The 13,467-nt window shown below is 49.1% G+C and carries 16 protein-coding genes; 7 read left to right on the top strand and 9 right to left on the bottom strand.

Translation table 11 applies throughout. The features are described 5' to 3' along the window. Positions 1-203: 203 nt before the first annotated feature. Positions 204-671, top strand: a complete 468-nt coding sequence (locus GX030_07245; protein ID NLV92169.1) for a GNAT family N-acetyltransferase — start codon at positions 204-206, stop codon at positions 669-671. A gap of 146 nt (positions 672-817) precedes the next feature. On the opposite strand, the gene GX030_07250 is transcribed toward GX030_07245, so the two are convergent. Next, positions 818-1,381, bottom strand: a complete 564-nt coding sequence (locus tag GX030_07250) for a chromate transporter (protein NLV92170.1) — start codon at positions 1,379-1,381, stop codon at positions 818-820. Continuing rightward, positions 1,378-1,959, bottom strand: coding sequence for a chromate transporter (locus GX030_07255; GenBank protein NLV92171.1), 582 nt, complete (start codon positions 1,957-1,959; stop codon positions 1,378-1,380). The genes GX030_07250 and GX030_07255 overlap by 4 nt, the downstream gene beginning before the upstream one ends. A gap of 508 nt (positions 1,960-2,467) precedes the next feature. Here GX030_07255 and ygiD point away from each other — a divergent pair. The 5 genes from ygiD to GX030_07280 all read left to right on the top strand — a co-directional run bounded on the left by ygiD (position 2,468) and on the right by GX030_07280 (position 5,476). Beyond that, positions 2,468-3,238, top strand: a complete 771-nt coding sequence (gene ygiD, locus GX030_07260) for a 4,5-DOPA dioxygenase extradiol (GenBank protein NLV92172.1) — start codon at positions 2,468-2,470, stop codon at positions 3,236-3,238. Positions 3,239-3,457: 219 nt separating this feature from the next. After that, positions 3,458-3,937 carry a DUF2975 domain-containing protein gene (locus GX030_07265; GenBank protein ID NLV92173.1) on the top strand — a complete coding sequence of 160 codons (480 nt, stop codon included), beginning with the start codon at positions 3,458-3,460 and terminating at the stop codon, positions 3,935-3,937. Between the two features lie 11 nt (positions 3,938-3,948). After that, a complete protein-coding gene (locus GX030_07270) occupies positions 3,949-4,170 on the top strand; it encodes a helix-turn-helix transcriptional regulator (GenBank protein NLV92174.1) in 222 nt (73 codons plus the stop codon). A gap of 262 nt (positions 4,171-4,432) precedes the next feature. Continuing rightward, a complete protein-coding gene (locus GX030_07275) occupies positions 4,433-4,684 on the top strand; it encodes a hypothetical protein (GenBank protein ID NLV92175.1) in 252 nt (83 codons plus the stop codon). 42 nt (positions 4,685-4,726) lie between these two features. Next, entirely contained in the window at positions 4,727-5,476 is a 750-nt protein-coding gene (locus tag GX030_07280) for a class I SAM-dependent methyltransferase (protein NLV92176.1), read from the top strand. Between the two features lie 82 nt (positions 5,477-5,558). Here GX030_07280 and GX030_07285 read toward each other — a convergent pair whose 3' ends face one another. From GX030_07285 to GX030_07315, 7 genes are all read right to left on the bottom strand, one after another. After that, positions 5,559-6,098, bottom strand: coding sequence for a CDP-diacylglycerol--serine O-phosphatidyltransferase (locus GX030_07285; protein ID NLV92177.1), 540 nt, complete (start codon positions 6,096-6,098; stop codon positions 5,559-5,561). Between the two features lie 3 nt (positions 6,099-6,101). Further along, positions 6,102-7,091, bottom strand: a complete 990-nt coding sequence (locus GX030_07290; GenBank protein ID NLV92178.1) for a flippase-like domain-containing protein — start codon at positions 7,089-7,091, stop codon at positions 6,102-6,104. Beyond that, positions 7,085-7,663 carry a class I SAM-dependent methyltransferase gene (locus tag GX030_07295; protein ID NLV92179.1) on the bottom strand — a complete coding sequence of 193 codons (579 nt, stop codon included), beginning with the start codon at positions 7,661-7,663 and terminating at the stop codon, positions 7,085-7,087. Before GX030_07295 ends, GX030_07290 begins: the two co-directional genes overlap by 7 nt. An 80-nt stretch (positions 7,664-7,743) precedes the next feature. Further along, on the bottom strand, positions 7,744-9,498 hold the full coding sequence (locus GX030_07300; GenBank protein ID NLV92180.1) for a ferrous iron transporter B: 1,755 nt from the start codon (positions 9,496-9,498) through the stop codon (positions 7,744-7,746). Beyond that, positions 9,498-9,749: a ferrous iron transport protein A gene (locus tag GX030_07305; GenBank protein NLV92181.1), complete on the bottom strand. Its 252-nt coding sequence runs from the start codon at positions 9,747-9,749 to the stop codon at positions 9,498-9,500. The genes GX030_07300 and GX030_07305 overlap by 1 nt, the downstream gene beginning before the upstream one ends. A gap of 296 nt (positions 9,750-10,045) precedes the next feature. Next, positions 10,046-11,389 carry an HlyC/CorC family transporter gene (locus GX030_07310; protein NLV92182.1) on the bottom strand — a complete coding sequence of 448 codons (1,344 nt, stop codon included), beginning with the start codon at positions 11,387-11,389 and terminating at the stop codon, positions 10,046-10,048. Between the two features lie 584 nt (positions 11,390-11,973). Beyond that, on the bottom strand, positions 11,974-12,822 hold the full coding sequence (locus GX030_07315) for a phosphotransferase (protein NLV92183.1): 849 nt from the start codon (positions 12,820-12,822) through the stop codon (positions 11,974-11,976). Between the two features lie 246 nt (positions 12,823-13,068). On the opposite strand from GX030_07315, the gene GX030_07320 reads away from it, so the two are divergent. Then, positions 13,069-13,467: VOC family protein (locus GX030_07320; protein ID NLV92184.1), on the top strand; the 399-nt coding region annotated here is incomplete at its 3' end.

Genomic DNA, 13,467 nt, shown 5'->3' on the forward strand with positions numbered 1-13,467 from the left:
CATGTCGAAACAGTGTGCTTGATGTCTAGAAATTAGCCCGATAGTGTCAAGGGCAGATAATTAGAAGGGCTGACAGCACCTACAAGTAAAGGGTTTTCCGACATAGAGATTTTTCTCGGCTTCTTTGCCGGAGATAGCTAGGTCAGGAAACCCTTGTTTTTAGAAGGTTTAACTAATCCCCAATGATATCAGGAGAAAAGTAAATGCAAGATGCTTTTCAGATTGAAAGGGTTGAAGACCCTGAAGAAAAAGCAGAAATAGTCTCAGAGGTATTATTGGATCTCCCTGAGTGGTTTGGGCTGCCTGAAAGTACTAAAGCCTATATCAATGGGTCTCGACAACTGCCCCTATGGGCAGCTAGAAAGCATGAAGAGATTGTTGGGTTTATAACATTACGGGAAAGCAGCCCAGAAACCGGGGATATTCATTGCCTGGGGGTCAAAAAAGCCTACCATAGGAAAGGAATCGGATCTCAACTGTATCTGGCGTTGGAAAAGTATGCAAAGGAAAAGTATAAGTACCTGCAAGTCAAAACTGTGGAAGAAGGTCACTATGCTGAGTATGATCAAACGGTGGCTTTTTACAAAGCAGTTGGCTTTTCTAAACTTGAGGTTTTTCCAACTTTGTGGGACGAATGGAATCCATGTTTGATCATGATCAAAGCGCTATGATTCTTTTCTCTCAGCTGCTCTGCCATCAATCCCCCCTTCAACGGCCGGGAAAAACCCCCACAACTGGTCAAGGGGGAGAAAAATAATACTCACCCCTCGAATTCCATTGGTAAACCAGACCAATTCGCCTTCGAGGGGTGAGCAAACTATATCATCAAGTAAATTGCTCCACCGATAATGCCGGATCCGATCATTACATACACAGGATTCGGCTTCCATTTGCGCAGAATGAATATTGCCGCAGCAAATAGCAACACGGAAACCAAGTTAATTGCTTGAGGATCCGTGGAAAAGCCGCCTTCTCCCCAAATAGCCAGTGTAAAAATCGACAACCCTGCCGATGCAATCAGCGCCACAATGGCGGGTCTCAAACTAGCCAATACTCCTTGTACTAAGGTCAATTCTTTGAACTTAAAATAAACCCATGCCAAGATTGAGACGATAATACAAGAAGGAAAAATACATCCAATGGTAGCAACAATCGCCCCTGGTAGGCCCGCAATTCTGATTCCCACAAAGGTGGCTGAATTGATGGCGATGGGTCCAGGCGTCATTTCTGCAATGGTGATGAGATCGATAAATTCCGTTAATGTCAGCCAGCGGTGCACATTAACTACCTGGTTTTGAATCAGCGGTATTGCAGCCATGCCACCGCCAATGCTAAAGAGGCCGATTTGAAAGAAGCTCCAAAAAAGCTCTAAGAATATCATTGGGCGTCACCGTCCCCTTGGACTTTTTTCCTTTGCATCAGAATTCTCGCCGCTCCGATCAATCCAGACACCAAGATAATATACACAACGTTAATCCCCAATAAAAACGTAGCAACGAATGCACCCACCATGATAATCGTAGATACTATGTCCTTGTGCTTCAAGACATTATTTCCGAGGTTCAAAACCACATCTGCAATTACCGCGGCAACGCCAGCTTGCATCCCTTTCAGAACCGCATTGACTACAGTGTTATCACGAAATGCAGCGTAGAAAAGGGAGATCACAGAAATAGTGATCAGCGGCGGCAAAACCGTACCTAAAACTGTTACCAGGGCACCTAGCATTCCCGCAAGACGATACCCCAGCAGTATCGATGTATTGACTGCAATTGGTCCCGGTGAGGATTGTGCAATTGCTGTTAAGTTCAGCATCTCATCCTCCTCAATCCACTGCAATTCATCTACGAATTTCTTTTTCATCAATGGTACAATGACGTATCCCCCTCCAAAGGTAAAAGCGCTTAAATAAAAGGTAGAGGTAAACAATTTTAGGTAAGTGTTTTTTTTGTTCTCCAAATCATAAGACCCCCTGTATTCGTAGATTGCAATGTCAAATGCAGCAACACTTAGCCAGAAACCTCTCTTGGGTTCATACAGCTGACTACAGTGCCATTATCTGGGGCTGAGGGGCGTACATATCAGTCACCGCAGATATACTGTGATGCTCTTGGTGAGATTCCTCGATAATTGCTACTGCTAGAGCCTTGAGACCCACGAAGTAAGCAACTAATATACTCCACAACGTGAAGTATATAGAAGACAAGTGTAAACGTCAATGAGAGCTATTTGCGCTGCAGAGCTTTCTTCAACGGAAAGAAGCGAATTTCATCCCACTGAAGGCTGTGGTCAATTCCATTGACTCGAGCCACGTTGAGATACTGGTATTGCTGGCAGGGAAATCTGCATTACTGAGTTCAGAGGGGGGAAAATACCAAAAACAGGTTGCACTTCCAGCACTACTTCGAGCTTGACTGCGTCGGAAATTGTTTTGGAGATTAAACTCGGGAAAGGAATAGGATCTGCTATGGCAAAGATGCCCGTCTTGTTTGTCGGACATGGTTCCCCAATGAACGCCATTGAAGACAACGATTATTCCAGGGGATGGAGAACTATAGCTGCAAGGATACCAAGACCTCAGGCGATACTATCGGTTTCCGCTCATTGGTATACCCACGGAACGAGGATCATGAACGAGGAAAACCCAAGAACCATCCATGACATGTACGGTTTTCCCAAGGAGCTCTATGAAATCTTGTATAATGCACCGGGTTCGCCGGAAATTGCCAGGGTCTGTAGGGAGCTGATTTCAAGGGAAACAAGATATGATAATTCCTGGGGTATTGACCACGGTACTTGGTCAGTATTAGTCCATATGTATCCTGAAAGGGATATTCCTGTGTTCCAGCTCAGCATAGACGCGGATGCTCCTGCGGAAACCCATTACGGAATTGGCAAGGAGTTAAGTACCTTAAGGCAAGAGGGAGTTCTTCTCTTCGGGAGCGGAAATGTTGTCCATAACTTGAGACTGGTTGATTGGCATCAGCCAAACAAAGGTTTTGACTGGGCCTATGAGTTTGACGACTATATCTGCGAAAACATTCTTGATAAAAATCACGGAAATGTCCTGAGGTTCAATGAACTGGGTGATATTGCCAGGCTGGCAGTGCCGACTCCAGATCACTTCTACCCCCTTTTGTACGTGCTCGGGGCGTCAGATGAAGATGATCAGGTCAGTGTCTATAACAAGTCCTGTGAGCTGGGCTCATTAACCATGACTGCTTACCTTTGGGAATAATCAATGCCTCAGCCGGGACACTTTCCAGGTAAAGGTTCAAGCTGTGCCCTCGATGGGTTGTCCACAAGACCATCGTCGAGGGTATTTTCTTAGGCAAGAACAAAGCCTGAGACGTTCTATTGTTAGGCGAAAAACGATAAACATATATTGTTAAACGATAAATTCTTTGCTATAATCGTTAACAAACTAAAGACTAACCCATGATCAGAGGTGGTTGTTGTGAGACAGTATTCAACACTGGTATTACGTTTGGCACTCTTTGTCGCAGGAGCAATCGTGCTTGCTATGTGCGGTGGTGCAGCCTGGCTAGCAGCAAAAACAGATCCAGCCTCAGAGTACTATGTTTTGTCCTATGTCCTGCTACTCGGTACCTGTGCAGCAGCAATACCCTGCTTCACTGCACTGTATCAGTCCTATAAGCTGCTGGGCTATATCGACACTGGCCGTGCTTTCTCCGAGTTGTCGGCCAGGGCACTGAAGATTATCATGCGCTCAGCCTTTGTAGAATTTCTGATTTGCACCCTGGGAGGCTTACCCTTTTTCTACGTAGTGGCGGAGAAGGACGATGCGCCGGGCTTAATCATTATCGGCATGGCGATAGCAGGCGCTGCCTTTATCATTTTCGTCTTTGCCTCCGTTCTCAGCACTCTGCTGCAGGACGCTATCGCCATGAAATCGGAAAACGACTTAACGATCTGAGGTGGACTGGTATGCCAATTATAGTTAATCTTGATGTCATGCTGGCAAAAAGGAAAATGACTCTCACAGAGCTTTCGGAGAAAATCGGAATCACCATGTCAAACCTTTCCATCCTGAAAAATGGAAAGGCCAGGGCGATTCGCTTCTCAACTTTAGAGGCCATCTGCAGCGCATTAAACTGCCAACCAGGAGATATTCTGGAATATCGAAGTGATGGAGACACTCCTGGGTAGGAAGAACATAACTTCAACCCTCGAGAATTTCGAGGGTCTCTTTTTTAAGGACAAGACGGGTCCCCGCGATACAAGGGATTACACCGGGACCTTCAGTTAGCGGCTGGTCAGCGCCCTCAATTGCGCCGCTTCTTGTGTCAACAGTGATGGCAGCGGCACTCACCGGGACAGGGGTTATTGGGCTTGAGCGTACAAGCATAGGTTAGAATGTGATTCTGCAAAAGCACCCCTTTCCGCCCATTCCCCACAGTACCGACGGGGCCTGAAAGGATCCAATAACCCAGAATACCTTGAGCTGGCTATCCAACTGATAAGACCGGGCGGCGTAATAATTGGAGATAATGTAGTTCGGGATGGTGAAGTATGCAACCCCGATAGTGAGGAGGATCGGGTTCAGGGTGTAAGAAGATTTATAGCGAATATGTCAGGTAACCCCTGGTTGAAGGCTACTACCCTTCAGACCGTTGGGCTAAAAGGTTGGGATGGCCTTAGTATAGCAATAGTAAAGAAATAAGGCAGAAGGCGCTTTTCATGTTTGCAGCTGAAGGAGATTCCGATGAAAGAAAACAAATATGACGACGCTGTTTTTTTCCAGAAATACAGTCAAATGAGTCGCTCACAACAGGGACTGGCCGGTGCCGGAGAATGGGAAACCTTGAGACAAGTACTGCCGGACTTTAAGGATAAGCGTGTCCTGGACTTGGGATGTGGATACGGCTGGCACTGCATCTATGCCGCGGAAAAGGGTGCTTCCTCTGTGGTCGGCATCGATATTTCCCGCAAGATGCTGGAGGTGGCCAAAGGGAAAACCCCTTTCCCCCAGGTTGAATATCAATGTTGTGCTATGGAAGATGTGGATTTCCCAGCGGAAAGCTTTGATGTCATTCTCTGCTCCCTGGCCCTTCACTATGTCGCGGACTATCAGAGTCTCGTTGAGAAGATCTGTAGAATGCTGAAGGCAGGCGGTGATTTCGTTTTTACCGTTGAACATCCTGTTTTCACGGCCTATGGGTCCCAGGACTGGTATTACAACGACCAAGGGGAGATATTGCATTTTCCCGTGGACAACTACTATTACGAAGGAAAGCGGACAGCGGTTTTCCTGGGAGAAAGGGTAACCAAATACCATAGAACGCTGACCACATACTTAAATACCTTGCTGGCCAAGGGGTTTGTGCTCACTCAGGTTGTGGAGCCCCAACCACCGGAAAGAATGATGGATATTCCGGGAATGAGGGATGAAATGCGCCGGCCGATGATGTTAATTGTGGCCGCCAGGAAGGCGCCAGCGAGAAGGTGGGAATAGGATAAGGGTTTCCTGGCATTGAGTCGGCATGCATCAATGTCCGGAAACCCTTATTTTTCTTTCTGGACCGGGGAAGGAGGAGTTATAGCCGGTTAATCTTAAATCGGCTTACCATCAACAGGGAAAGCCCCGCCAACACTAGCGGCGTAGTCACCTTGGGATTTAAGCCTTCCCAGAGCAGGAAGATGGCACAGTAAAGAGCTAGGATGATTCCCGCCGCGGTAATGGGTAAACCGATGAAATGATCGGTAAAATCCCCCAGATTATAGCGGGCTAAACGATAGGCTCCAGCAATTAGATAAACCCACCCAAGGATAGTCACCGCCGGTGAATACTCAGCAAATCCCACGGCATGGAGTAAAGCGATGGGAGCCACCCCAAAGGTAATCAGATCGGCAAAGGAGTCCAGTTGTTTTCCCATCTCCGTTGCTGCCTGCAACCTGCGGGCGATACTGCCATCCAGGGCATCGATCAGTCCCCCAGCTAGAATTAGGACCACGCAGACTAACCTTTGAACTCCGGTACCTGGACGCAGCAAAAGCAATACTGTACCCAAGCCCAGGGTCATATTAGCCATGGTCATCAGATTGGGGATCAACTTCTTCCAATCGCCATTATTCATCGGTCAACATTCTTTCAGATTGAGATTGTGTCGATTAATCATGTTGTAGACCGCTGCATAACACAAGCTGACCAAGATGACAAACCAAAAGGTGACAAACCGAAAAATGACTGCCAAAGCCGCGGCCCCGCTCAAGGGTACCCCCAGACCCCTTAGTAGCCCGGTCATTGTGCCTTCAAATCCCCCCAAACCGCCGGGAAACAAAGGCAGCATGCCGATCAGGTAAGACACAAAGGTAATGCTGCCAATATAAACCAGGGGTATGTCGGGTTGGATTTGAACAGCTAGGACATAGAGTTTGGCTGGATAAAGGAGCCATATTGCCAGGGCCAACACAAACTGCAGGATTAGTTCACCGCTTTGATTTTCAAACAGGAGAATGTGTTCCAGCAGGTTCTGGAGGAATCGCCGGACTGCCCCGGATCGGTTTGGCCTGACTTCTTCCTTTGCCGCTAACCAATTGAGCATCCTCTTGGGCAGCAGGAACATCAGGCAGAAGATGAGGACGAAAACAACCAGAACACCTAAGATGGCAATCTTTGCCGGACTTGTCGGAAAAAGGGCACTTCTGTTGGACAAGTACAAGACCGAGAAGATATTGATCAGCACGAAGGCACTTAAGCTGAAGATTTTCTGCAGGGCCACGACGACAGCTGCCTGATGACCGGAGCAGTTCCCGATACGGGCGATTTGCACTGCCCGGGTGATCTCGCCGCCGACTTTGACTCCGGGAGTGATGGACTCCATCACCGAACCCTGGGCATTGATATAAAACATGCGCCAAAAGGGAATGTCGATGGCCGCGAGCTTTGCTATCCGGTACCACTGGAAATTTAACAGCACCTGGGTAACAATCTGCACTACCAGTAGCGCCACCAGGACCTGCCAGGGAATCTGTGCCACACTGTGCTGCAGCTCTGCCATATCAACTTGCCGCCACAGAAACAACAGCAAGACACCGGCCGCCAGCCACCAGAACCATCTTTTCAGCATGAAAATGCTCCTTCTGTGACAAACAACAGGGTACGGTCGATGTTGCGGGTCCTCCGGTGACAAACGGCACGGCAATCAGTGCCGTCGATACAGGCACCGCATCCTCCGTAGAGCCGCTGGAGTTTCGCCTTTGGTGTGCGAACCAGCAGTCTCGTTCCCGGCAGCGCTTGATAGCGCATCCGCCGCAAAACTTGCTCCAGCGGCGAAACCTGTACCGCCAAGTGCACTACGGTGAAGTCCTCTAGTTCCACATCACTGCAGTCATGGCACAGGACCTGAATCACATGGCTCAGGTTCAACCTTTCCAGCACCCGGCGAGCAGGCAGAATGCAATTCTCGTCTCTATCGATGACGGTGACCCGTGCCCCGGTATACTGGTGGAGCAAAATGGCACTAAAGGGACAGGGGCCACCGCCAGCACAAAGGATGTGATCCCTGGGTCCAATCTCTGCCAGGCGGACTTCCCTGCGAATGATATCCCGATAGTACAGGGCTATGAGCCAATAAACCAAGGGATTGGCTGCCGCCCAATATTCGATATTCTGAGTAAAGCGAACAATCCACCGGTTCACGGAAGCTTCCTCCCAGGATGCGATAGTCCTTTGGCTAGAGGATTGAGTCAGCCAGCGATACCACCAAAGCAGCAACTTAGCTAGATGAACAGATGGGCAATGTGATTGATCACTCCACCTACAAACAAAGCCAAGAAGGTTGCCGACAGAGAAATTGTCAAAGCGACTTTCACGCTAAACTCTTTGGTCAAAATCCCAAAGACCGAGAGACAGGGCAAGTACAATAAAGCCACCGCAGAACCGACGAAGGCCTGCAAGGAGGTCAGGTTCAAGGCCAAAAGCGGAGCCACAGACATCTCTCGCCGAATTATCCCTAGGATCAAAGCCACGACAGCCTCCGACGGCAGGCCAAGCCACTGGCTGACAATTGGTTCAGCGTAGACAGCGATGAGATCCAGCAAACCCGTCTCCTTCAGCAAAGAAGCAATCACGATGGAAATCATCATCGGCAGTTCCGCATCATAGGCAAAATGCTTCATCCGGACCAAGAGTTTTCTTCCATAGGCCTTGGGCTCTGGCATCAGCAAGTTGGGAACCTCGATAATGAGAGGAGCTACCGTCCCTTTTACGAGCCTACCGGTAATGAGTGTGACCAGAACCAACAGCAAGAGGGAAAACAAAATCATGGCGATGATCAGCCAGGCTGAATAATTCCCCAAGAGACTAATTAGGGCTCCCGTCTGGGAAATACAGGGCACAGCAAAGCAAACTGCCGCGCTGATCACCAACCGCTCCTTTCTGGAACTGGCGGCCCGGCTGCCGATAATCGCCGGTACGGCACAGCCATATCCCATCACGATGTTGATCAAGCTGCCGCCTTGGACACCGAGTTTGCGCATGATGTTATCAAAGAGGACGCTCACCCGGGGCAGGTAACCGGAATCCTCGAGAAATGAAAAGACAACGTAAAACAGGAAGACGTAGGGTAAAATCAAGGCGATAATCCACTCGAAACTAATCACGAAAATACCGTATTCCCCAACTAGAATGTTGAGGAACATCCCTTCGGGGATAAAGGAGGTGAATAAGATCCGAAAGAAGGGAACCAGCACCCCGTTGACCAGCGGTAACAGCAAGACAGCTCTAAGGGCCTTACCGGCACCAACAATTACGCCGATGCTCAGGAGCATAACTAAAACGGCGATGGGTATTCCCGGGAAGGGCTGCATCATGCTGTTGCCCAAGCGATCTAACCTACTTAAGGCCGCATCGTTGCGCTTTCTTACCTTGTGGGTAATCTCCCGGGCTCGGGTCCTGGTATCCACCGAGGGCACCTGTTGAGCCTTCAGGGCAGCCTTCGGTTCCTTGAGGACCCTTTGCAGGGCGGCCCTTAATTCTGTCAACCCTTGCTTCTTGACCACCACCGTGGGAATTACCGGACAGCCCAGTTCCTGCTGCAGCAGCTCGACATCAATCTCATAGCCGTGACGCCGAGCCACATCCATCAGGTTTAAGGCGTATACCATCGGGATGCCGTATTTTTGCAGGTCCAACCCCAGACGCAAATTCCGCTCTAGATTGCTGGCATCTAAGACACAGATCACAGCCCGCGCTCCACTCTCCATAAACCGGACAGCCACTGCTTCGGCTTCGGAAGAGGCGGTCATGGAGTAAATACCGGGTACGTCAATCAGGGTATACTTGTGGTCATCAAGAACTAGCTCGCCTTCCATGTAAGTAACGGTAGTCCCGGCATAGTTGGAGCTGATGGCATGGATGCCCGTCAGCTCTGTGAAGAACACACTCTTACCTACGTTGGGATTGCCCATCAATAAAATCTTGTCTTTGGTTTCTAGGATCCGTGCATCCTCTTGTATGTCGTGACATGAAGCCATCAGCCGGCGACCTCCTCAACTAGAATCTGCTGGGCAATAAGCTTACCCAGTGCAATGGTTGCTGTATCTACTTGCAGCAACACAGGACCGCCAAAGGCATACTTGTTTTTTACGACAACTAGGGAATCTGGACAAATGCCCAAGCTGTCCAGCAAGGGATGATCTGGACTAGAGACTACTTTGCAGCAAGAGTTTTTTCTGGCATCATATAGGCGCATTTTTCTGGTATCGGAGATTATGCCGTTCTTCACAATCCTACCTCCATTAACCGTTACTGTCTGATGGCAAGTAACGCCGGGAATGAAAATCATTTTCATTCATGGTTACTATTAATTGTAGGCCCCTGGCAGCCTTTGGTCAAGGTGTTTTGGAGATCTTTCGCGAAAATCCGAGAAGGGACAATTCTAGAAGAGCAGCTGGCAAGGGAGGCAGGCTTTATCCCTCCTTCTGTGCGGGGCTGCGACCCGATGGATCGCCTGGGGGATCAAAATTGCCTCGAAGCATACCGAGCTTAGGGCTTGGTATATTTCGAGGCAAAGGGTTTACTCTATTCCTCGTCGACGGAGCTCGGCGGCTCTCCCTCCGCCAGGTACACCACCGCGCTTTCCAATCTCCGATCCTTAATTTGTGTTACCTTAATGGTCAATCCAAATTCCTCCAGCTCCGGTGTACTACCATCACTGGGGACCGTTCCCAGCAGTCCAAAAACCAGTCCTCCGAAGGTATCGTACTCCTCTTCCGGCAGGGGCACCCCCAGATGCCTTGATACTTTGTCGAGGGAGGCGGTACCTTGAATCCGCCAGGTCCTGGAGTCCAGCCGCTCAACGGGCGGTGATTCCTCCGGCACGGAACTGTCATCGTCCAGGTCACCTACCAGCTCCTCTAGCAAATCGTTCATGGTGATGATTCCACTCATGCCGCCGTATTCATCAACAACAACGGCGAAATGATTCCTGGTCCGCTTCATATTGCGGAAGAGCACATCGGCTCGTACCGTCTCCGGGACAAAATAGGGTTCCTGGACCGCGTGCTTCATTACCTCGTCCCTGGTCTTGTTTTTCAGTCTGAAATAGTCCTTAGCAGACAAGACCCCAACGATATTGTCGGGACTACCGGAACAGATGGGATAGATAGAGTGCCTACTTTCATGGATGGTTTGTTCCCATTGTTCATCGGTTTCTTCTAACCACAGCAGGGAAACCTCTGTCCGGTGGGTCATGATTTCTTCGGCATAGGTATCGTCAAACTCAAAGATGTTTTGAATCATGTATTTCTCATCGGGTAGAATGGTTCCCTTCTGCTTGCCGGCATCTAGAATCATGAGAATTTCTTCTTCTACGTTCTGTTCATCCTCGGCTTCAGGATCGACCCCCAGCAGCCGCAAAAGGCCATTGGTGGACACCGTGAAAAGCCAAACAGCTGGCGTAAACATCCGGGACACTCCGTAGATAAACCCAGACATGCCCAGTGCAATGCGTTCAGCATTTTTCAGGGCAAGTCGTTTCGGAACCAGTTCACCAAGGAGTACCGTGAAGTATGTTAGAAGAAGAGTGATTATTGCCACAGATAAGATACTAACCACAGGTTTGGGTATATTAACTCCGATACTCAGCAACCAGTTGGTCAACCGACCGGAAAAATTCTCCGTAGCGACGGCACTGCTCAACAGGTTGACCAAAGTAATCCCAACCTGAATCGTTGCCAGAAAGGCAGCGGGCTGTTCCACTAATTTGGCCAACCGAAGAGCTCGCTTGTCACCGGCAGCGGTCAGCTGTGTCAGTTTGTTGCCGTTCATTGCAATAACGGCGATTTCCGCGCAGGCAAAAATAGCATTGAGGCAGATGAACACAAACTGAAGGAGAAGCAACCACGATAAAGGATTGTCGTCCAATTTTTACCTCCTAAGTAGTTACCCTAGAAATTACCCCTTTGTGTGCCTTCAATCCATTAAGTAGGATGTATTGTTATTTTCGCCTACAAGAACAAAAATACGCACAGCAAGAAGGACAATATGGAATTGCCCTCTGGGATGTGCACATAGGCTAGACTTGTCTTTGTGCTAGGAAAGACTAACTTGTTCCATCGTCGACTACGCGGCTCAGGTTCAGAGTCAGCACAATTTCCCACTATAGCTTCACCTCTTGTAAAAAAGAATATAAGAATTTCTAATATATGTCAACTTTGGTCAAGATAATGGCCTGGTAATCAGGGATAGCCGGCAAGGGGTCCCTACATCCTCAGGCCCCTGCCCTCTAGTACTTACGACGCTTTTCGACCCGGTCCTCTAACCTGTCGTCCTGCCCTTACCCATCCTCTGGCCAGCGCGGTCATGCCATCCTGGCTCTTTCAGGAGCTTCGTCGCCGTCAAGCTGCAGTGGGCAAGCCACCTCTTGTCCCCTGCCTTCTTGGTGCCGAGGGATGGCGCTTCCCTTCGGTGCGATCAAAGGAGCGGCATACTCTCCTTAGCCCAAGGAGTCAAAGAATATGGCTAATCGCTTCCTCTGCCCAGCCGTTGAATATCGGCCATCGTCTCTCGGGAAATAGGGTGAACTGTGCTTCAATGGCCCAATGGAGACGCAAGAACCAAAAGATATCGATTACCGATTGCTTGACGATATGGCAGGGTTCAATGTGCAGATCAACAAGCAGCGAAACTAGGTCCACTTCCGGTGGTGCTATATAGGGCCGTTGCCAGTCGATAATCCGATATTCATCATCTAGCAAGAAAACCTGATCAGCCTTGAGATCGCCGTGAATAACACGGGGATTGCAGCTGATGGTCTCCAAGACTTGATCCGATCTGATCCAGTGCTGCAAGTTTCCAAGAACATCGCTATTGGAGAAATGGAAACGACCATCGGTGATCAGGGCACTCAGCTTTTCCATCGTACTTCCCGCTACTTCTAGCCAGGCCCTTTCTGAGCCAATATCCAGGTAGACCGGTAGGTCCCCAACTATGTCGCCGATCTGGGCTGTTATCCGTTTCCCATGCTCTATTAGTTGATGGGAATTCAACCCTTGATCCCTGAGCAGCGGAGCGTCAATCCAATCGATGATCATCGTATCGCAATCTCCAAATCTCCCCATCAGTTGGTGCCCGGGCAGCAGTGCTGATTCCGCCTGCTCATAGAAAGCAGGCTCAACGGTTGGAGGAAGCTGTGATTTGTAAATTAGTTGCTTTCCATTATCGAGGGTCACCTTCTGCACACAGGATAACGGCCATTCGTGGATGGTGTTCCGACATAGAATGCCGGCCCCAAGTAAACTGGCTAGTTCCTGATCGGAATGCAGAAGTATGCCCGTAAGAGTTGGATGGGTGATCATGTGAATAGGTCTCCTCTACGTCACGTGATGCTTGCGTCATATTTCCCAGTCTGTCAGGCAAGACTAAGTTAGTCTACGGCAGAGTCTTCCAGTATCCTTCAACGCCTTTGCGAAATAGGATGCAGAGTTTGTCTATCTGTCCACCTACTTGCTGTATTTTGTAGTGCCCTGTGATATTCTCAAGATATGGCAGCTTGTCTTTGAAAGATATGGTAATAACTCATAATCCCCAAGGGAGCGATGCAAATGGTAGGAGTAGAAATTGACATGGTCGTCACCGACAGTCTGCAGGCCCTGGAGCTGTATGAAGGGATATTCGACATTGAGCGTGTGGAGGTTTCAGATTTCCCCAAGGGTGAGAATGAAGTTGTCTTTACCCTCTACGGCGTCCGTTTTCACATGTTGGACGAAAATCCGGAGTTCGGACTGATAGCACCACAACCGGACAACCCTATTTCCGTTTGGTTCAACATAGCGGTCCCGGACATCAGGGAAACCTTTTCTAAGGCCATCAACGCCGGCTGTACCGAAGTGCAACCGGTGACAGAGATGCCGGAGTTTGGGGCAACCTATGCAATGTTTAGCGATCCCTTTGGATATGTGTGGATGCTCCATGAAATACATAGAATAGTGAGTCACGAAGAA

The organism is Bacillota bacterium, assembly GCA_012727955.1.
Lineage (GTDB): Bacteria > Bacillota > Limnochordia > DTU087 > JAAYGB01 > JAAYGB01.

Bases quoted from the DNA above. Each gene is read 5' to 3' on its own strand.
- GX030_07315 (NLV92183.1), bottom strand. From the start codon at position 12,822: ATGATCACCCATCCAACTCTTACGGGCATACTTCTGCATTCCGATCAG.
- GX030_07250 (NLV92170.1), bottom strand. From the start codon at position 1,381: ATGATATTCTTAGAGCTTTTTTGGAGCTTCTTTCAAATCGGCCTCTTT.
- GX030_07300 (NLV92180.1), bottom strand. From the start codon at position 9,498: ATGGCTTCATGTCACGACATACAAGAGGATGCACGGATCCTAGAAACC.
- ygiD (NLV92172.1), top strand. From the start codon at position 2,468: ATGGCAAAGATGCCCGTCTTGTTTGTCGGACATGGTTCCCCAATGAAC.
- GX030_07270 (NLV92174.1), top strand. From the start codon at position 3,949: ATGCCAATTATAGTTAATCTTGATGTCATGCTGGCAAAAAGGAAAATG.
- GX030_07245 (NLV92169.1), top strand. From the start codon at position 204: ATGCAAGATGCTTTTCAGATTGAAAGGGTTGAAGACCCTGAAGAAAAA.
- GX030_07280 (NLV92176.1), top strand. From the start codon at position 4,727: ATGAAAGAAAACAAATATGACGACGCTGTTTTTTTCCAGAAATACAGT.
- GX030_07290 (NLV92178.1), bottom strand. From the start codon at position 7,091: ATGCTGAAAAGATGGTTCTGGTGGCTGGCGGCCGGTGTCTTGCTGTTG.
- GX030_07285 (NLV92177.1), bottom strand. From the start codon at position 6,098: ATGAATAATGGCGATTGGAAGAAGTTGATCCCCAATCTGATGACCATG.